This window comes from Exiguobacterium sp. s150 (genome assembly GCF_018618435.1).
GTDB classification, from domain to species: domain Bacteria; phylum Bacillota; class Bacilli; order Exiguobacteriales; family Exiguobacteriaceae; genus Exiguobacterium; species Exiguobacterium alkaliphilum.
In genome coordinates this window covers 85509-102790 of the sequence record NZ_JACSMC010000001.1, presented here as the reverse complement: position 1 = coordinate 102790, position 17282 = coordinate 85509, and the positions used below count along the sequence as shown (strand labels likewise).

The 17282-nt window shown below is 53.7% G+C and carries 20 protein-coding genes; 17 read left to right on the top strand and 3 right to left on the bottom strand.

All coding sequences use genetic code 11. The features are described 5' to 3' along the window. Positions 1 to 30 precede the first annotated feature (30 nt). A complete protein-coding gene (locus tag KNP76_RS00565) occupies positions 31 to 279 on the bottom strand; it encodes a ferredoxin (protein WP_021067177.1) in 249 nt (82 codons plus the stop codon). Positions 280 to 423: 144 nt separating this feature from the next. Between KNP76_RS00565 and KNP76_RS00560 the strand changes: the two genes are divergently transcribed. The 7 genes from KNP76_RS00560 (at position 424) to KNP76_RS00530 (ending at position 7210) form a co-directional block, all read left to right on the top strand. Continuing rightward, entirely contained in the window at positions 424 to 1446 is a 1023-nt protein-coding gene (locus KNP76_RS00560) for a YpbB family protein (RefSeq protein ID WP_081825892.1), read from the top strand. Continuing rightward, the gene (locus KNP76_RS00555) at positions 1430 to 2857 is read left to right on the top strand and encodes a RecQ family ATP-dependent DNA helicase (RefSeq protein WP_371816123.1); all 1428 of its coding nucleotides are present in this window, start codon (positions 1430 to 1432) and stop codon (positions 2855 to 2857) included. Before KNP76_RS00560 ends, KNP76_RS00555 begins: the two co-directional genes overlap by 17 nt. 41 nt (positions 2858 to 2898) lie before the next feature. Beyond that, positions 2899 to 3102 carry a hypothetical protein gene (locus KNP76_RS00550; RefSeq protein WP_214842240.1) on the top strand — a complete coding sequence of 68 codons (204 nt, stop codon included), beginning with the start codon at positions 2899 to 2901 and terminating at the stop codon, positions 3100 to 3102. 173 nt (positions 3103 to 3275) lie between these two features. Further along, positions 3276 to 4133 carry a MerR family transcriptional regulator gene (locus tag KNP76_RS00545; protein ID WP_214842060.1) on the top strand — a complete coding sequence of 286 codons (858 nt, stop codon included), beginning with the start codon at positions 3276 to 3278 and terminating at the stop codon, positions 4131 to 4133. 64 nt (positions 4134 to 4197) lie between these two features. Further along, positions 4198 to 4779 (top strand): adaptor protein MecA, encoded by a 582-nt coding sequence (locus KNP76_RS00540; RefSeq protein ID WP_214842057.1) that lies wholly within the window; start codon positions 4198 to 4200, stop codon positions 4777 to 4779. Positions 4780 to 4875: 96 nt separating this feature from the next. Then, the gene (locus KNP76_RS00535; protein ID WP_034808524.1) at positions 4876 to 5793 is read left to right on the top strand and encodes a D-alanine--D-alanine ligase; all 918 of its coding nucleotides are present in this window, start codon (positions 4876 to 4878) and stop codon (positions 5791 to 5793) included. A 148-nt stretch (positions 5794 to 5941) separates the two neighbouring features. Further along, positions 5942 to 7210 carry a Glu/Leu/Phe/Val family dehydrogenase gene (locus tag KNP76_RS00530; RefSeq protein ID WP_034808527.1) on the top strand — a complete coding sequence of 423 codons (1269 nt, stop codon included), beginning with the start codon at positions 5942 to 5944 and terminating at the stop codon, positions 7208 to 7210. Between the two features lie 57 nt (positions 7211 to 7267). Here the strand turns inward: KNP76_RS00530 and KNP76_RS00525 are convergent, their stop codons facing one another. Continuing rightward, entirely contained in the window at positions 7268 to 8275 is a 1008-nt protein-coding gene (locus KNP76_RS00525; RefSeq protein WP_034815169.1) for a YpdA family putative bacillithiol disulfide reductase, read from the bottom strand. 29 nt (positions 8276 to 8304) lie between these two features. After that, positions 8305 to 9276, bottom strand: a complete 972-nt coding sequence (locus KNP76_RS00520) for an asparaginase (RefSeq protein ID WP_034808531.1) — start codon at positions 9274 to 9276, stop codon at positions 8305 to 8307. Positions 9277 to 9384: 108 nt separating this feature from the next. Here KNP76_RS00520 and prsW point away from each other — a divergent pair, with 108 nt between their 5' ends. The 10 genes from prsW (at position 9385) to KNP76_RS00470 (ending at position 17265) form a co-directional block, all read left to right on the top strand. Continuing rightward, on the top strand, positions 9385 to 10041 hold the full coding sequence (gene prsW, locus KNP76_RS00515; protein ID WP_214842054.1) for a glutamic-type intramembrane protease PrsW: 657 nt from the start codon (positions 9385 to 9387) through the stop codon (positions 10039 to 10041). Positions 10042 to 10060: 19 nt separating this feature from the next. After that, a complete protein-coding gene (locus tag KNP76_RS00510) occupies positions 10061 to 10726 on the top strand; it encodes a flagellar brake protein (protein ID WP_214842040.1) in 666 nt (221 codons plus the stop codon). Between the two features lie 74 nt (positions 10727 to 10800). After that, on the top strand, positions 10801 to 11478 hold the full coding sequence (gene cmk / locus KNP76_RS00505) for a (d)CMP kinase (RefSeq protein ID WP_214842230.1): 678 nt from the start codon (positions 10801 to 10803) through the stop codon (positions 11476 to 11478). Beyond that, positions 11475 to 12098 (top strand): lysophospholipid acyltransferase family protein, encoded by a 624-nt coding sequence (locus tag KNP76_RS00500; protein ID WP_081825894.1) that lies wholly within the window; start codon positions 11475 to 11477, stop codon positions 12096 to 12098. The genes cmk and KNP76_RS00500 overlap by 4 nt, the downstream gene beginning before the upstream one ends. A gap of 141 nt (positions 12099 to 12239) precedes the next feature. After that, positions 12240 to 13385: a 30S ribosomal protein S1 gene (gene rpsA, locus KNP76_RS00495; protein WP_214842027.1), complete on the top strand. Its 1146-nt coding sequence runs from the start codon at positions 12240 to 12242 to the stop codon at positions 13383 to 13385. A gap of 130 nt (positions 13386 to 13515) precedes the next feature. Continuing rightward, a complete protein-coding gene (gene der, locus KNP76_RS00490; RefSeq protein ID WP_034808538.1) occupies positions 13516 to 14826 on the top strand; it encodes a ribosome biogenesis GTPase Der in 1311 nt (436 codons plus the stop codon). 17 nt (positions 14827 to 14843) lie between these two features. After that, positions 14844 to 15887, top strand: a complete 1044-nt coding sequence (locus KNP76_RS00485) for an NAD(P)H-dependent glycerol-3-phosphate dehydrogenase (protein WP_214842024.1) — start codon at positions 14844 to 14846, stop codon at positions 15885 to 15887. Between the two features lie 101 nt (positions 15888 to 15988). Beyond that, on the top strand, positions 15989 to 16168 hold the full coding sequence (locus tag KNP76_RS00480; protein WP_251136429.1) for a DUF2768 family protein: 180 nt from the start codon (positions 15989 to 15991) through the stop codon (positions 16166 to 16168). 13 nt (positions 16169 to 16181) lie between these two features. Continuing rightward, complete coding sequence (locus tag KNP76_RS00475) at positions 16182 to 16883, top strand: hypothetical protein (RefSeq protein ID WP_209325624.1); 702 nt, start codon at positions 16182 to 16184, stop codon at positions 16881 to 16883. A gap of 109 nt (positions 16884 to 16992) precedes the next feature. Further along, positions 16993 to 17265, top strand: coding sequence for an HU family DNA-binding protein (locus tag KNP76_RS00470; protein ID WP_024370177.1), 273 nt, complete (start codon positions 16993 to 16995; stop codon positions 17263 to 17265). Positions 17266 to 17282: the final 17 nt, after the last annotated feature.

The window sequence follows — 17282 nt, the reverse complement described above, 5'->3', positions numbered from 1 at the left end:
TATGTCTTGGACACACATGTCTCTCTCCGCTTATTCGTATTTGAGTGCGTCTCCGTCGAATGATTCATCGGCGACTTTGATTGAATCGGTCGGACAACCTTCGAACGCGTCCATCAAGTCTTCGTACAACTCGTCTGGGACTTCGATCGTACCCGTGTTGTCATCCATCAAGTTGAAGGCGAGGCCTTCGTCATCATAGTCAAAGATGTCCGGGGCGGCGGCTCCGCAAGCTCCACACGCGATGCATGTATCTTTATCAACAATTGTAAATTTTGCCATTCTTAACCCTCCATACGTTTCGTCTCTCTCCATGGAAATCGACTTACTACTGACTATGAGTAATTGTAGTCTACATACCCGATTATTTCAATGAGGAAACGAACATCGTTTTGGAAGGATAATGATTGAGAAGGAGGTGGGCCGATGGTGCACTTGGCTGACGGGGTGTTGCTCCTCGCGATTGACCGATTGAAAGGAGAGCGAAGTGAGCGCAGTCTGTTTCATGTGTTGAACGGTAAACGTTCGGCGACGACGTTACAAGATGCATTCTTTTATGACCTCGAACCGATTTTTGGGCTGTTCCCTTACACGAAGTACGATTACGAGAAACTGCTCGCCTCGTTCGAGAAACGAGGCTGGCTCAACCGCTCGAGCTTCAGTTTGACGGAAGCCGGCGCTATGCTTGCTTCTCCAGAAGCTGTCCGTGATTTGTTCGAACGTCTCGGTGGGGAACAGCGAGACTATGCGACGATGACGTGGAAACGGCTCAGTCTGTTCATCCAAACGTTCATGTCGCTTGAACATAAGCGCACGTTTTACCCTGTCCAAGCCGACCGTCACGCCGAGCGCTGGGTGAAGCAAGTCGTCCGGACAGAGCGGGATTGGCGCCCGCTCATCCAAGCGTTTCATGAAGAACTCGAGACGGCCCTCGATGAAGTCGGTGACCCGTATGCGACGGCGGTCGTCTATCGATTCACCGGCGCATTCGAGACCGGATATACGTATGAACAAATCGCTTCGCTCCTCGACGTCGATGCCCGGACGGCACGGCTCTATTTTTTGGCAGGGTGGAGCGCGCTGTTGCACCACTTGCCGGAAGACGCGAAACTGAGAGGGTTCACGTCCGGTCTCACGACGGAACGGATGACGCTGTCGGCCCGGGAATCATACGAACTGTTCGCCGGCGGTCGGACGTTCAATCAAGTCCAATCGATTCGGCGCTTGCGCACGTCGACGATTGAAGATCACGTCGTCGAGATGGCGATGTATCTCGAGGCGTTCCCGCTCGACCAGTTCGTGCCGACAGAACAGATCGTCATGGTCGAGCAAATGCGGGAACCGGACAGCTGGGCGCTCAAGCCGGTGTTCGACCAAATCGAGACGATCAGCTATTATCAAATCCGACTCGTGTTCGCGAGGTTGAAACGAGGTGAGACGTTTGTATGAAAAAACATTGAAACGGGTGTTCGGCTATAACGCGTTCCGAGAAGGGCAACGCGACGTCATCGAAGCGGTCGCAGACGGGCAAGACGTGCTCGCCATCATGCCGACGGGAGCCGGTAAGTCGTTGACGTTCCAGCTACCGTCCTATATTAAGAACGACGGCTTGACGATTATCGTCTCGCCGCTCTTGTCATTGATCGAGGACCAGATGCTTCATATCCGTGAGCGTGGGGAACGTGGCGTGGCACGGCTGACTTCGATGGAGACGCTCGAAGAGAAGCAAGCGATTTTGAATCACTTGAAGCGATACCGTTTCTTATATCTCTCTCCGGAACAGCTCGCCGTGCCACACGTGACGAGGGCGCTCGCGCGCACCCCGATTCAGATGCTCGTCATCGACGAGGCGCACTGCATCTCGCAATGGGGCCACGAGTTCAGACCGGAATACGCACGACTCGGCGAGCTCCGTAAACAGCTCGGCAGTCCACAGTGCATGGCCGTCACGGCGACGGCTCCTGAGGCTGTGAAGAAGGACATCATCGAGAAGTTGGCGCTGTTCAATCCGGCCCAATTCGTCCATTCGGCGAACCGTCCGGAGATTCGGCTCATCGTCGAACGTCTCCTGGGCGAACAGAAGCTGCCGCGTTTGGTCGAACTCGTGCGCGACGTGCCGAAACCGGCCGTCATCTACACGGCGACACGGCGTGAAGCGGAATCGCTCGCCCTCTCGCTCGACGACGCCTTGTTTTATCATGGCGGCATGTCGACCGAGGATCGCCGGCTCGTCCAGTCCCAGTTTTTACGGGACGAGGTCGCTGTCATGGTGTGTACGAGCGCGTTCGGGATGGGCGTCAATAAAGACAACGTCCGAAGCGTGATTCACTTCCAGCTGCCGGCGACGCTCGAGGCGTATATGCAAGAGATTGGTCGGGCCGGCCGCGACGGGGAAGCTGCGTTCGCGGTATTGTTGTACGCAGACGGAGATGAGCGGATTCAACAGTTTTTGATTGACCAGCAGTATCCGAAAGAAAAAGACATCCGGGTCGCCTATTTCGAACGCGAGAACGGGACGAGTCTATCTCACTTGCCGCGCCTGCTCCGGATGAACGAGGAAGACCCGGTATTCGGGCTCTTGAAACAGATGCTCTCAGAACGGACGCTTGCCGGGGCGGTGGATTGGGTAAAGGAGAGGAAACGCGACCGGTATCGTCAACTCGGTCAAATGATTGACTATGCGCTTATCAAGACGTGTCGCCGCGATTATTTACTCCGTTACTTCTCTGAGCAACCGATTGATCAAGAGCCGTGCTGTGACGTCTGCGGCCCCATCGCTTTCCCGGAAAACGAGCAAGTTGTGTCTAAAAATGTGACAGATTGGAAACATCGGTTGAGCCGTATCTTTTCCTTTGAATGATATCATAGTAAAATGATAAAAAAGGTAAAGGAGGATGTGCGTTGCGACATCGGAACCAGGCGGATTCACTCCGTGAAAAAGTGGTGGATACGTTGCCGTCTCGATCGGCACGACAAGAATACGAGCGTAAAGAAAAACTGAATGACAATTGGCTGAAGCGGCCTCTTGCCATGATGCTGACCCTTTCCATGTTTGCTATTATATTGGCATTTTTATATATAGGACGTCATGCAATCTTCTTTTGACAATACGGCGGAACGGCCGTATTTTTTTATGGATTTGACTGTCAGACAATTCCTTTCCGTGAAAGTTTGGAAGTGGTTCACCAATTTCTTATGAAATTGCACAATAAAACAGGCGAATTGCCGACGGGCGGTCTATACTGAAAGAGAAGACTAGTAGGAGAGGTGGGGCTGTGATGCCAAAATACTCCATAAAGACGGTCGCATCACTCACCGGAGTGAACCCGACGACGATTCGGGCGTGGGAGCGACGTTACCAGTTCATCGTCCCAAGCCGGACCGAATCGGGGCACCGTCTGTATTCAGAACAAGATGTCGAAAAAATCAAATGGGTCGTCGAGAAGCAACGCGAAGGGTTGACCGTCTCCCAAGCGATTCAACAGCTGCATAAAGCACCCGAACCGAAGCCGGACCGTCTTTACGACGAAGAGTTAAAGGACGGGCTGATGGAGGCGCTACTGACGTTTGATGAGCGACAAGCCCACGATTTGATTAACCGGGCCTTCAACACGTTCAGTTTTGAGAAAGTGACGACAGATATTATCGGCCCGTTGCTGATGGATATCGGGACGCGTTGGGAAAACGGCACGATCACCATCGCTCATGAACATTTTGCAACGGCGTTTCTCCGCTCGAGGCTGTCAACGTTGTCGCTCCAGATGCCGATGAACCCGTTCTTGCCGCGAATCGTCTGCGTGTGCGCTCCCGACGAAATGCATGAGATTGGCCTCCTGTTCGTGACGCTCTTTTTGCGTCAGCATGGCTATGACGTCATTTTCCTCGGTTCAGGCATCCCGAAAGAAGATTTGGGCACAGCGTTACACGATATTGACGCCAAATGCTTGGTCTTCTCGTGTACGTTGACCGAGCATTTGAACGGCCTTGAGGAGGCGATGGCGTACGTCCGTGCGGAACATGCGGACCTCGTCATCGGTGTCGGCGGATACGCCGTCAGCCAGCACGCGGATCGGTTCGGAAGCTCATTTTTAGGCAATTCGCCTGAAGCGTGGACGGAGTGGCTTTCAACTATTTGACAGTTCGGCCAAACGAGAGTAGCTTATAAATATGTAGCAACGACTAGTGTTTGGAGGTTTTCGTTTGAGATTTGAAAAACAAACAAAAGAACATTTACGGGTCTACTTGACGGCGAACGAGTTATCGCTTCGTGGCATCGCGATTGACACGATTGTCGGGGAGACCGGACAAGAGCTTTGGCGCGAGTTACTCGAGACGGCGGAAGCCGAATACGGGTTCACCCCGCAAGGTGCCGTCGATTTGAACGTGACGATGTTTCCCCGCGACGGGATCGTCATCGACGTTCAAAAAGTCGGCGCGCTCGAGCCCGAGGCGGACCAAGAACAAGTCGAGATCCGTTTGACGATCGATGTGATTCATCACTTGATCTATCAGTTCGAGGACATCGAAGACGTGATTGACGCGTCGGTCAGCCTATACCCGCATATGCATGCGACGGACCATGGCGGCGCGCTCTATCATTATGACGGGCACTACTATTTGCATTTCGCAGAAGTGTTGAACCCGCAAGTCGAGGAGCGTCTCGCCGCCATCTTGTCCGAGTACGGCAAGACGACGACCGTGAGCCCGTATATGATGCTCGAGTATGGGAAGACAATTCAATCCGTTCAAGCGGTGAAAGAGCTGTACGATACGTTCGCGTGAGTACGGCTTTTTCACCGTTCTGTTTCTATTGTTTTTTCGTCATGCGTGGTATGATAAAACTTGAATTTTTCAGTTGAAAGTCGAAGGAGAGATAAAATGAAAGTCGCTGTGTTATATGGAGGAGTATCAGGAGAGCGTGAAGTCTCGCTCACGAGTGGAAAAGGCATGATCGAGGCGTTGAAAGAACGAGGTCATGACGTCGTCGCCATCGATTTTCACCCTGAGCGGGCGCATGAGTTGTTGACACTTGAAGCGGACGTCGTGTTGAGCGCGCTCCACGGCAAGTACGGGGAAGACGGGCGTGTCCAGTCGCTTCTTGAGATGGCGAATTTGCCTTACACAGGATCAGGTGTTTTGGCATCGGCACTCGCGATGGACAAAGCACGGGCGAAAATCATCTTTGCGGCAGCGGGCATCCGCGTCGCACGCGACGTACTCGTCGAGAGCCCGGCCCACGTCGATGCGAAAGTGGCCGAGTGGGGCGGAGAGTTCCCTTGTGTCGTCAAGCCGGCCCAAGAAGGCTCATCGAACGGATTGACGATCGCGATGGACGAGGCGATGCTTCGCGACGGCATTGCGAAAGCGTTCGAATGCGATACGGCCGTGTTGGTCGAGCAGTACATTAAAGGGAGAGAGTTGACCGTGCCGGTCATCGGGAACTTCGGTCACGAAGAAGCGCTACCGGTCATCGAGATCATCCCAAAAAATGAGTTTTACGACTACGAGTCGAAATATACAGAAGGTGGCTCGGTGCACGTCTGTCCGGCTGAACTGCCTGAGGCGTTGACGGAAGAAGTGCAACGTTCGGCCGTGCTCGCGCATCAGGCGCTCGGTTGTGCCGGCTATTCGCGGTCTGACTTCTTAGTGTCAGAAGACGGCCTCGCCTATATTCTCGAGACGAACACGCTACCGGGGATGACGCCGCTTAGCCTGTTCCCGGATAGCGCGCGCGCCGTCGGGATCTCATATGGCGAGCTGCTCGAACGTTTCATATCGTTAGCGCTAGAAAAATAAGAGGGGGACACCCTTCTTTTTTCTTTTAGAAAACGCTTTCATTATTTTTGTAAAACCCTTTCAAATTGGTCGTGTATCGGCTATACTTTTAATCGAATACGAGGTTGATTCTTGGGGGAGAATTGACAACTTAGGGGAGGAAACCTTCATGATTACGGATCAAGAAAAAGGTCATCAAAAACGAAAGAACATCCTAGAATCGACACAAGAGGTCATTCACGAGGCACTCGACAAGCTCGGCTACCCGGAAGAGATGTACGAGCTGTTGAAAGAACCGCTCCGGATGTTGACCGTCCGCATCCCGGTCCGCATGGATGACGGTTCGACAAAAATCTTCACGGGCTACCGGGCCCAGCACAACGATGCTGTCGGTCCGACGAAAGGTGGGATTCGCTTCCACCCGAGCGTGACGGAAGTCGAAGTGAAGGCGTTGTCGGTATGGATGAGCTTGAAAGCCGGAATCGTCGACCTTCCTTACGGTGGCGGAAAAGGTGGAATCGTCTGTGACCCGCGTGAAATGAGTTTCCGAGAAATCGAACGTCTGAGCCGGGGCTACGTCCGAGCCATCAGTCAAATCGTCGGTCCGACAAAAGATATCCCGGCACCGGACGTGTTCACGAACTCGCAAATCATGGCGTGGATGATGGATGAATACAGCCGAATCGATGAATTCAACTCACCAGGATTCATCACAGGGAAGCCGCTCGTCCTCGGCGGATCGCATGGTCGTGAGACGGCGACGGCGAAAGGGGTCGCCATCATGATTCGCGAAGCCGCGCTTCGTCGTGGCATCGAGTTGAAAGGGGCGCGCGTCGTCGTTCAAGGGTTTGGGAACGCGGGAAGCTTCTTGTCGAAGTTCATGTATGACGCCGGTGCGAAAGTCATCGCCGTCAGTGACGCTTACGGTGCCATCCACGACGAGAACGGGCTCGATATCCCGTACCTCCTCGACCGTCGAGACTCGTTCGGGACGATTTCGACGCTCTTCAAGAACACGATTTCAAACCAAGAAATGCTCGAACTCGACTGTGACATTTTAGTGCCTGCTGCAATTGAGAACCAAATCACGGAGACGAACGCTGACAACATTAAAGCCTCGATCGTCGTCGAGGCTGCGAACGGACCGACGACGAACGAAGCGACCCGCATCTTGACGGAGCGTGGCATCTTGCTCGTGCCGGACGTGCTTGCCTCGAGCGGCGGTGTGACGGTCTCTTACTTTGAGTGGGTGCAAAACAACCAAGGTTACTATTGGACGGAGGAAGAAGTCGAAGAGAAGCTTGAAAAAGTGCTCGTCCACTCATTCAACACCGTCTACAATACGGCTTCGGCCCGTAAAGTCGACATGCGTCTCGCCGCCTATATGGTCGGCGTCCGTAAGATGGCGGAAGCGTCACGTTTCCGCGGCTGGGTTTAAATCTAGCCATAGGAAAAGAGGGAAGACCCGATTCGTCAGGTCTTCCCTCTTTGTCGTTTAGGATGTCACACCGTTACGCTCCCGAAGCGTCTCGGCAATGGCTTTTCCGTGGAACCGTCCATTCTCGATGAAAATCTTGTTGGCATCGTTACCCGCAGCGACGACACCGGCGATGAAGAGGCCTTCGACGTTCGTCTCGTACGTGTCTTCGTCAAACGACGGGACACCCGTCTCGTCGTCAATCGTCACGCCAGACTCGGCGAACAGGCCGTGGTCGGGCAAATAACCGGTCATCGCGAGGACGTGGTCGGCCGCGACGCTCTTTTCGACCCCGTGCTGGCGATAGACGACGCGGTCCGTCTCGATGCGGACGATTTCGGTCTCGAGTTCGTAACGAACTTTTTCGTGCCGCACGAGGGAGTCGAACGCCGGGAGCACCCACGGTTTGACCGAAGGGCTGTAGCCGTCGCCCCGATAGAGCACCGTCACGTGCGCGCCGGCCTTCTCGAGCTCGATGGCGGCGTCGACGGCCGAGTTTTTGCCGCCGATGACGATCACGCGTTGCCGATAATACGGATGCGCTTCCTTAAAGTAATGCGAGACGTGCGGTAGCTCCTCGCCCGGTACATCAAGATTCCGGGGGCGGCCGTAGTAGCCCGTCGCGAGGACGACATAGTCGGCGGTCCGTACTGTCGTCCCGTGCCGTTCATGATGCGACGTGACGGTGAATCGTCCGTCTTCTTTGTCAATCGATGTCACCGTCTCGAACGGCTTGACGTCGAGATTCATCCGGCTCACGACTTCACGGTAATAGACGAGCGCGTCTTGGCGTCTCGGTTTCAAATCTTTACAGATGAACGGGATATCCCCGATCTCGAGTAGGTTCGCAGACGAGAAAAACGTCTGATGGGTCGGATAATGGTAAATCGCATCGACGATGTTGCCCCGTTCGATGACGGTGCACGAGATGCCGATCCGTTCTAGTTCGATGGCCGCCGACAAGCCGCAAGGGCCGGCGCCGACGATGATTGCCTGTTTCTTCAATGAAATCACCTCATCCCTCATTGTATGGAAGCAAGACGATGTTGGCAAGTTCACTGCTGGAAGCTGAAACTGTGCTCCATGACAGGCTGAGACGAGCCGGCCTCGAGTTCGACGAGCAGACGGAGTCTTGCTTTTTGAGAGTTCAATCCGTTCGAGAAGATGATTCCCATGTCTTTCAACTGTTTGCCGCCGCCCTCATAGCCGTATACGTCTTGGACGATGCCGTTAAAACAACGGCTGACGATGACGACCGGGATGTGGGCGACGAGCCGTTCGAGGGCAGGGACGATTGTCGGTGGAACGTTCCCTTGACCGAGCACTTCGAGCACGAGCCCGTCATAGCCGAGGTCGAGCACGGCTTCGAGCAAATCGGGTTCCATGCCGGCGACGACTTTTAAGACGGCGACCCGCTTCGAGATCGAAGGAATCATCTTCGCTTGCCGCGTCATCGGTTGACTGTAGATGAGGACGTGGTCTTTCGTAACCATCCCGACATTCCCGAAGTGGACCGACTTGAACGTGTCGACCGACGAGGTATGTGTTTTCGTGACGTTGAACGCCGAATGAATCTCGCCGTTGAAGACGACGAGTACGCCTTTGCCGCGCGCGGCCTCGCTCCGTGCGACGCGAAGCGCCGTGATCAAGTTGAACTCACCGTCCGAGCCGATCTCGTTCGATGAGCGCATCGCCCCGGTCAACACGATCGGCACCGGGGCACCGAGAGTGATTTGGAGAAAGTAAGCCGTCTCTTCTAACGTGTCCGTGCCGTGGGTGATGACGACCCCGTCGTACGTGTCTTGCGTCAATTCTTGGGCGATGAAGTGGGCGAGCTCGAGCATCTTCGCCGGCGTCATGTGCGGCGACGGGATGTTCGAGAAGTGTTTCGTCGTGATGCGGGCGATATCCGTCGCTTTCGGCAGCGTCGCATCGATTGGGTTGATATCGCTCGGCGAGACGTGCCCTGTTCCCGACTGAGACATGGCGATCGTGCCGCCGGTGTGGATGAGTAGTAAATGGTTCATAGAGGACCTCCAACTTTTTTTGTTCGTTTCTTCCAATTTCTAGGCGTTTTCTGCTTTTTCTTTTTCCCGTTTCGGTGTATGCTTAACGGTAGAGAGGAGAGATGCGTCATGATTGCAATCGCCTTGTCTGCGGTAGCGCCAGGGTTCGCCCTTCTTTCCTATTTCTATCTTCGACATGAATTGGAAGCGGAACCGCTCGGCTATGTGATCCGTTCGTTCGTCGCCGGAGCCGTCCTCGTTTTCCCGATCATGTTCATCCAATACGCGTTCGAAGAAGAAGGCGTGTTGACGAGCCCGTTTTGGAAAGCGTTCGTGGCAACCGCGTTGTTAGAAGAGTTTTTTAAGTGGTTCATGATTTATTATACAATATACATACATAAAGTCTTCGATGATTACTACGACGGGATTCTCTACGCGGTCGCCTGTTCACTCGGCTTCGCCACATTAGAGAATTTTCTATATTTATGGGTGTACGACTCACTCGAAATCGCGATTTGGCGGGCCGTCCTGCCGGTTAGCGGCCACGCCTTGTTCGCTGTGGCGATGGGCTTTTGCCTCGGTCGGGCGAAACATTCGGCCCGGGAGCGGCTCTGGCTCTTTCTCGCCGTCGCCGTCGCCACGCTCATGCACGGCGTGTTCGACTATATTCTGCTCATCGAACCGACGAACAAAGTGCCGGCCGTGCTCTATATCGTCGTGCTATGGATGGTCGCCCTGTTGCTCGTCCGGACCGCCAATCAATCGAATCGTCGTCAATTTAAATAGCTAAAAGGGGAATGGAGTCATGTTAAAAGTAGGTCAAGAGTTACGGATTGAAGTCGAGGGGAGAAGCGAGGGGAAGACAAAAATCGCCGCCATCCAAGACGGTGTCGTCTGGATCGAGTCACCGAGCGAGACGGCGACGTTAAAGACATTCTTCCTTCATGAAGAAGAGGCGTTACGCGTTTATTTCTTTAAGGGCGAGGAGCAATTGTTTGCGTTTGACACGGTCGTCCTGAAGCGATTGAGCGATGCGCAGTTGACGCTTCGTTACGCGTTCAAATTGCCGGACGAGAAGAAAATCAAACGGGTGCAGCGCCGCGAGTACCTACGCGTCCCTGAAATGATTAACGTCACCGTCCTCGCTGTCGACGGTCAAGCTTTCCCGACGTTCGAGACGACGTCACTCGACGTGTCGGCCGGCGGGATGCGCATCGTCGCCAACCGGGCGCCAATCGAAGTGGATGACTCGCTCGTCGTCGTCTTCCGTATCGAGGATGAGCGGGGGATGCCGCAGACGTTCCGGGTGAAGAGTCGGCTCTTCCGAATCAAGCCCCAGACCGTCAAGCAAGAGTTGTCACTTTGCTTCGAGGACTTGGCACCACGCGATCAAGAGACGATTTTACGTTACTGTTTCCGCGCCCAGCTCGAGGCGAGAAAACGAACCGGCTCTGTATTTTCTTCACGATAAAAAACTGTTATGATGTTCTCGGAACAAATGACCGAGAGGAGGCGGGTGTCGGACAATGCCGATACCCAATTTTTATTATGAAACCGTTACAAATTGCATTAGATGGACCGGCTGGAGCCGGAAAGAGCACGATTGCCAAAACGTTGGCCAAAAAACTTGGCTATGTCTATATCGATACAGGTGCCATTTATCGGGCCGTCACGTATCGCGCCTTGAACGAGCATGTCGATTTAGAGGACGGGCCAGCACTTGCCGCGATGATCGCCGAGATGGACCTTCGCCTCGTGCCGAGTGAATCTGGGCAACGCGTCTTCGACGGTGCGACCGAAGTGACCGATCTGATTCGCTCGAGCGAAGTGACGAACAACGTCAGTTTCGTCGCTCGTCAACCGGAAGTCCGGGACGCGTTGATGGACTTGCAACGCGACCTCGCGAAAGAGGGCGGCATCGTCATGGACGGTCGCGATATTGGGACGCACGTCTTACCGGGTGCCGATTTGAAAGTGTTCATGACCGCCACGGTCGAAGAACGGGCCCGCCGCCGCCATGATGAGAACGTATCGAAAGGATTGCCGAGCGATCTCGAGCAATTGCAGCGTGAAATCGCCCTCCGGGACAAGCGTGACTCCGAGCGTGAGGTAGCTCCGCTTCGTCAGGCCGATGATGCGCACTATCTCGATACGACCGAGCTGTCAATCGACGGTGTCGTCGAAGCGATTGAACGATTGATGAAGCAGGTGGTGAAACGATGAAACCGCTCAACAACGGACCGTTCGGCATGTATCGGGTCGCCCGTGCCGCCGTCGCATTGATTCAAAAACTCATGTTCCGTGTCGAGTATATCGGACGTGACAACGTCCCGGCCGACGGCTCGGTGCTCGTCTGTTCGAACCATCAGTCGAACTGGGACCCGGTCTTACTCGCCATCGCGATTCCGAAACAGCGTCCGCTTCGCTTCTTTGCGAAGAAAGAGCTGTTCGGTGTCCCGGTGCTGAAACATATCCTCAACCGGGCCGGTCAGATTCCGGTCTCGCGTGGCGAGGGGGACCGTCAAGCCCTTCGTGTCGTTTTGCAAAAGTTGAAAGAGAACGAACTCATCTCAATCTTCCCGGAAGGTACCCGCTCGAAAGACGGGACGCTCGGTACGGCTCAAGCGGGTGTCGGCTTCTTCGCCTTGCGCTCTGAGGCAGCCGTGTTGCCAATCGCCATCATCGGCCGATACAAGTTCCGGACGAAGCTGAAAGTCGTCATCGGCGAACCGCTCGACTTGACCGCGCTCAAGGCGAACAAAGCGAGTGCGCAGGAAGCGGCGGACTTAATCATGGAGCGGATCAGTGAACTGTACATCGAGCATTCACGGAACGTTCGGTAAATTCAGGTTTAATCTGGCTCGAGGAAAGGTACTAATCTGATAACACCTTGACAAATCTTCGGAATTATAAGAAGTTTATACTAGGTGTTAAGCGCCTTTGGGCGCTCCTTTTTGTACTCATCGTGAGGGGGTAGTGTTGGAATGGTCGAAGAAATGAAAGATATGCCTGATTTTGAAATTAATCGAGGTCAAATCGTGACCGGTACAGTCGTCAAAATCGAGGACAAGCAAGCGTTAATCGATATCGGGTATAAAACCGAGGCGATTCTGCCAATCAGCGAAGTATCAAGCATGCATTTAGACGATTTAAACGAATCACTCCATGTCAACGACGAAATCCGTGTGAAAGTGAAGAAAGTCACGGACGAAGAGGTTGTCGTATCGAAGAAGGACGTGGATGCCGAGGCAGCTTGGGATCAAATCGTCGAAAAATACGAATCAGGTGAAGTATTTGAAGTCATGGTCAAGGATAAAGTCAAAGGCGGTCTTGTCGTCGATATTGGCATCCGTGGTTTCATCCCGGCCTCGCTCGTCGAAAGTCATTTCGTCGAGGACTTCTCTTCTTACTTGCATAAACCAATCACGGTCAAAGTCGTCGAAATCGACCGTGAGAAGAACCGCGTCATTCTCTCGCATAAAGCAGTCGCGGAAGCGGAGATGAGCGCGAAGAAAGCGGAGACGCTCGAGTCGCTTGAAGTCGGCCAAATCATCGAAGGGACGGTCCAACGTCTCACTGATTTCGGTGCGTTCGTCGACATCGGTGGCGTCGATGGTCTCGTTCACATCTCCGAGATGGCGCATAGTCGTGTCGAGAAACCGAGTGACGTCGTGACCGAAGGCGACAAAGTGAAAGTGAAAGTGCTCGGCCTTGACCTTGACAATGAGAAAGTCAAATTGTCAATCAAGGAGACGCAACCAGGCCCGTGGGAATCGATTGAAGGTCAGATTCAACCGGGTGACGTGATTGAAGGGAAAGTGAAACGTCTCGTCACGTTCGGTGCGTTCGTTGAAGTCGCACCGCAAGTCGAAGGGTTGCTTCACATCTCGCAAATCGCGAATCGACATATCGCGACCCCATCTGAAGTGTTGACAGAAGGGCAAGAAGTGAGAGTGAAAGTGCTTGACGTCCATCTCGACGAGAAAAAAATCTCGCTTTCGATGCGCGCACTCGAGTCAGCCGAATCGTCACGTGACGAAGACCAGGCGCTCCTCGACGAATACAGTGACCAAGGAGGATTCTCCGTCTCGGAACTAACGGGCGAAGAGTCTTCGGACGATTCTAAATAAGACGGTCGTTCAAGCGGGAGTCATGCTCCCGCTTCTTTTTGTATGGTCACCGAAATAGTGCTGTGATATGATAGTACAGTTGCATTTAGAAACGAGTATTTATTGAATGAAAGTTAGAGAGGTGTTTTTTATGGGAATTCCAGCAGTGGCCATCGTCGGCCGCCCGAATATTGGGAAATCCACGATTTTCAACCGGATTATCGGAGATCGCGTATCGATCGTTGATGATAAGCCGGGCGTGACACGCGACCGAATTTACGGTACGGGTGAGTGGTTGAACCGAAAGTTTCATCTAATCGACACAGGCGGGATCGAGGTCGGTGACGAACCGATTCTCGTTCAAATGCGCCATCAGGCCGAACTCGCCATCGATGAGGCGGACGTCATCATCTTCATGGTGAACGGACGCGAAGGCATCACGGCAGCGGACGAGGAAGTCGCGAACTTGCTCTTCCGTTCGAACAAACCGATTGTGCTCGCCGTGAACAAAGTCGATAACTTCGAGATGCGCGACCTCATGTATGAATTTTATTCGCTCGGGTTTGGCGACCCGTTCCCAATCTCGGGAACGCACGGTCTCGGTCTTGGTGACCTTCTCGACAAAGTGTTCGAGCTCGCACCAGACAAAGACGAGTACGAATATAACGAAGACGTCATTCGCTTCTCGCTCATCGGACGTCCAAACGTCGGGAAATCGAGCTTGACGAACGCGATCCTCGGTGAGGAACGCGTCATCGTCTCGGACGTGGCCGGTACGACGCGCGACGCGATCGATACGCCGTTCACACGCGACAATCAAGAGTACGTCATCATCGATACGGCCGGGATGCGCAAGCGCGGAAAAGTATACGAATCGACAGAGCGATACAGTGTCATGCGTGCCCAAAAGGCGATTGAACGTTCGAACGTCGTCCTTGTCGTCCTCGATGGCGAAGAAGGTATCATCGAGCAAGACAAACGTGTCGCCGGACTCGCCCACGAGGCAGGGAAAGCGATCGTCATCGTCGTCAACAAATGGGATGCCGTCGAGAAGGACGACAAGACGATGAAGAAAATGGAAGAGAAGATCCGTAAAGAATTCTTGTTCCTCGACTATGCACCGATCGTCTTCTTATCGGCGCTCACATCGAAACGGTTGCAGACGCTCCTCCCGGTCATCAACGAAGTGGCCGAATCACATCGTCGCCGTATCTCGACGAGTGTCTTGAACGATGTCATCGTCGATGCCGTCGCAATGAACCCGACACCGACGGACAAAGGGCAACGACTCAAGATCAACTACGCGACGCAAGTGGCCATCGAGCCGCCGACGTTCGTTCTTTTCGTCAACGATCCTGAGTTGCTCCACTTCTCGTATAAACGTTATCTAGACAACCAGATTCGCCGCGCATTTGATTTCACCGGTACACCGGTCCACATCGTGGCTCGTCAGAAAAACTAGTAATGGGGGTGCCTCCTATGGCAAAAGTAGCTGTCATCGGCGCAGGGAGCTGGGGAACGGCGTTATCGCTCGTCCTCGCTGATAATGGTCACGACGTCTTGCTCTACGGCCGTGAAGAGGATCACGTCCTCGAGATCAATACGTCACATACGAACTCGACTTATTTGAAGGACGCTCCGCTTCCGGAGTCGATTCGAGCGACGACCGATTTGAAAGAGGCGATTGCCGGACGGTCCATCATTTTCCTCGTCGTTCCGAGCTCGGCGATTCGTCCGGTCTCCCGCGAGCTGAACACGCTCCTCAAGGAACCGGCCGTCATCATCCACGCCGCCAAAGGGATTGAACCGAAGACGCATAAGCGTCTGTCTGAGATTATCGCTGAAGAGATTGACCCGTCGAAACGGCGGGCCATCGGCGTCTTGACAGGTCCGACGCACGCCGAAGAAGTCGCCGTCCGCAAATTGACGACGATCACGATTGCGTGCGAGGACTTAGACGTCGCCGACGAGATTCAAGAGTTGCTCACGAACGACCAGTTCCGTGTCTATTTGAATTCGGACGTCATTGGCGCCGAGTATGGTGGTGCGCTCAAAAACATCATCGCTTTGGCTGCCGGGATGACGGACGGTCTTGGCTATGGCGATAACGCGAAAGCGGCGCTCATGACGCGCGGCATCGTCGAGATTGCCCGTCTCGGTGTGAAGCTCGGGGCCAATCCGGCCTCGTTCTCCGGCTTGACCGGCATCGGTGACTTGATCGTCACGGCGACGTCGCAGCACAGTCGTAACTGGCGCGCAGGTAACGCCATCGGACGCGGGGAAAAACTCGAAGACGTGCTTGGGCAGATGGGTATGGTCGTCGAAGGGGTGCGCGCCTGTGAGGCCGCGCACACGCTCGCCCGTGAGGCCGGCGTCGAGATGCCGATCACGGAGGCGCTCTATAACGTCTTGTTCGAGAACAAGAGCCCGCACGATGAAGTGAAGAAGTTGATGCGACGCCCGCAAAAACACGAGATGGAGCAAGTGTTCCATTTCGAAGGCGATGAAATGGCAAGGGACTGACGTTTTCGTTCAGTTCCTTGCTTTTTTTTGCTACACTAATGTACGGAGAGAGAATTAGAGAGAAAGTCGAGGGGATCAACGTGACACCGTCACTCATCAAGATGTGGATTTCATTCGCCGGCATCGGGGCGTTCGCCATCGCGGCGCTCATGGTCGCTGTCAGCCACACGAAACTATCTGGTTGGTTCGGGGCGCTCGTGCGCGTCGTCGCATTCGTCATTTTTTTATTTGGAACGCTCATTATGATTTACGTGGTCGCTTCAGGGCCGACAGGGGGTTGAACCGTTGAAACGAATGTTAGTAGTTGTCAGTCTGTTGGCGGTAACCGTTCTGAGCGGGTGTATGTACCCGCAGTCAAACCGTGTCGACAACGTCCCGTACGAAGAACAGATTCGTTCGGTCCAAACGGCCGTCGACTCGTTCAAAGAGACGACCGGGGTGTTGCCGATTAAAACGAAGCCGGCCGAGACACCGCTCATGGAACGGTATCCAATCGAATTCGGACGTCTTGTCCCAGGGTATATGGCCGACCCGCCGGCGAACAGTTTTGAAGGGGGTGGGCTGTTCTTATACGTCCTCGTCGACGTCGAGGACGAACCGACGGTCAAGCTGATTGATTTACGGGTGACCGAGCGGCTACAGCAGTTGCAGACGAACATTAACGCGTACCGGGCGAAGGAAGGGAAGTTCCCGTTTGCCGGATCGGTCGGTAAAAATCAATTTACGCTCAACTACGACCTCATCTTCGTCGCCGAAGAACCGACGATCCCGAGCCCATACTCCGATAACGAGTTACCGATCTACGTCGACGGGAGCGGACAGCTATTCGTCGACTATCGCCAAGACATCGCGGCCAAGCTCGAAAACACGGATGTGACGCCAGAAGTCGGCGAGGATATTCGGTATTTGCTCTACAATGATTCACCATTCGCCCCAGCTTATTCGCAAGGCTATACGATTAATGAACAAGGCGAAGTCGAATTTTTAAACAACTGATCGACGAAGCGTCGTGAATATGGGCTTTTCACTTAAAAAATGTTGTCATATCAACGTTTGTACGATATGATTAATCCCGTAAACTCTCTGTGAGAGGAGGTGAATCGTGATGAACAAGACTGAATTGATCCAAGCAGTTGCTGAAAAAGCCGAAGTTTCTAAAAAAGAAGCGACGACAGTTGTTGAAGCTACATTTGAATCAATCACTGAAGCACTCCAAAACGGTGAGAAAATTCAATTGATCGGTTTTGGTACTTTTGAAGTTCGTGAGCGTGCTGCCCGTAAAGGTCGCAACCCACGTACGAAAGAAGATATCGAAATCCCTGCGAGCAAAGTCCCTGCCTTCAAAGCAGGTAAAGCGCTCAAAGACGCGGTCAAATAATAGGCATTACATAAGTC

Bases quoted from the DNA above. Each gene is read 5' to 3' on its own strand.
- KNP76_RS00475 (WP_209325624.1), top strand. From the start codon at position 16,182: ATGTTAGTAGTTGTCAGTCTGTTGGCGGTAACCGTTCTGAGCGGGTGT.
- KNP76_RS00545 (WP_214842060.1), top strand. From the start codon at position 3,276: ATGCCAAAATACTCCATAAAGACGGTCGCATCACTCACCGGAGTGAAC.
- KNP76_RS00565 (WP_021067177.1), bottom strand. From the start codon at position 279: ATGGCAAAATTTACAATTGTTGATAAAGATACATGCATCGCGTGTGGA.
- KNP76_RS00535 (WP_034808524.1), top strand. From the start codon at position 4,876: ATGAAAGTCGCTGTGTTATATGGAGGAGTATCAGGAGAGCGTGAAGTC.
- KNP76_RS00470 (WP_024370177.1), top strand. From the start codon at position 16,993: ATGAACAAGACTGAATTGATCCAAGCAGTTGCTGAAAAAGCCGAAGTT.
- KNP76_RS00520 (WP_034808531.1), bottom strand. From the start codon at position 9,276: ATGAACCATTTACTACTCATCCACACCGGCGGCACGATCGCCATGTCT.
- KNP76_RS00485 (WP_214842024.1), top strand. From the start codon at position 14,844: ATGGCAAAAGTAGCTGTCATCGGCGCAGGGAGCTGGGGAACGGCGTTA.
- KNP76_RS00560 (WP_081825892.1), top strand. From the start codon at position 424: ATGGTGCACTTGGCTGACGGGGTGTTGCTCCTCGCGATTGACCGATTG.
- prsW (WP_214842054.1), top strand. From the start codon at position 9,385: ATGATTGCAATCGCCTTGTCTGCGGTAGCGCCAGGGTTCGCCCTTCTT.
- KNP76_RS00530 (WP_034808527.1), top strand. From the start codon at position 5,942: ATGATTACGGATCAAGAAAAAGGTCATCAAAAACGAAAGAACATCCTA.
- KNP76_RS00525 (WP_034815169.1), bottom strand. From the start codon at position 8,275: ATGAGGGATGAGGTGATTTCATTGAAGAAACAGGCAATCATCGTCGGC.
- KNP76_RS00500 (WP_081825894.1), top strand. From the start codon at position 11,475: ATGAAACCGCTCAACAACGGACCGTTCGGCATGTATCGGGTCGCCCGT.
- rpsA (WP_214842027.1), top strand. From the start codon at position 12,240: ATGGTCGAAGAAATGAAAGATATGCCTGATTTTGAAATTAATCGAGGT.
- KNP76_RS00480 (WP_251136429.1), top strand. From the start codon at position 15,989: ATGTGGATTTCATTCGCCGGCATCGGGGCGTTCGCCATCGCGGCGCTC.
- KNP76_RS00510 (WP_214842040.1), top strand. From the start codon at position 10,061: ATGTTAAAAGTAGGTCAAGAGTTACGGATTGAAGTCGAGGGGAGAAGC.
- der (WP_034808538.1), top strand. From the start codon at position 13,516: ATGGGAATTCCAGCAGTGGCCATCGTCGGCCGCCCGAATATTGGGAAA.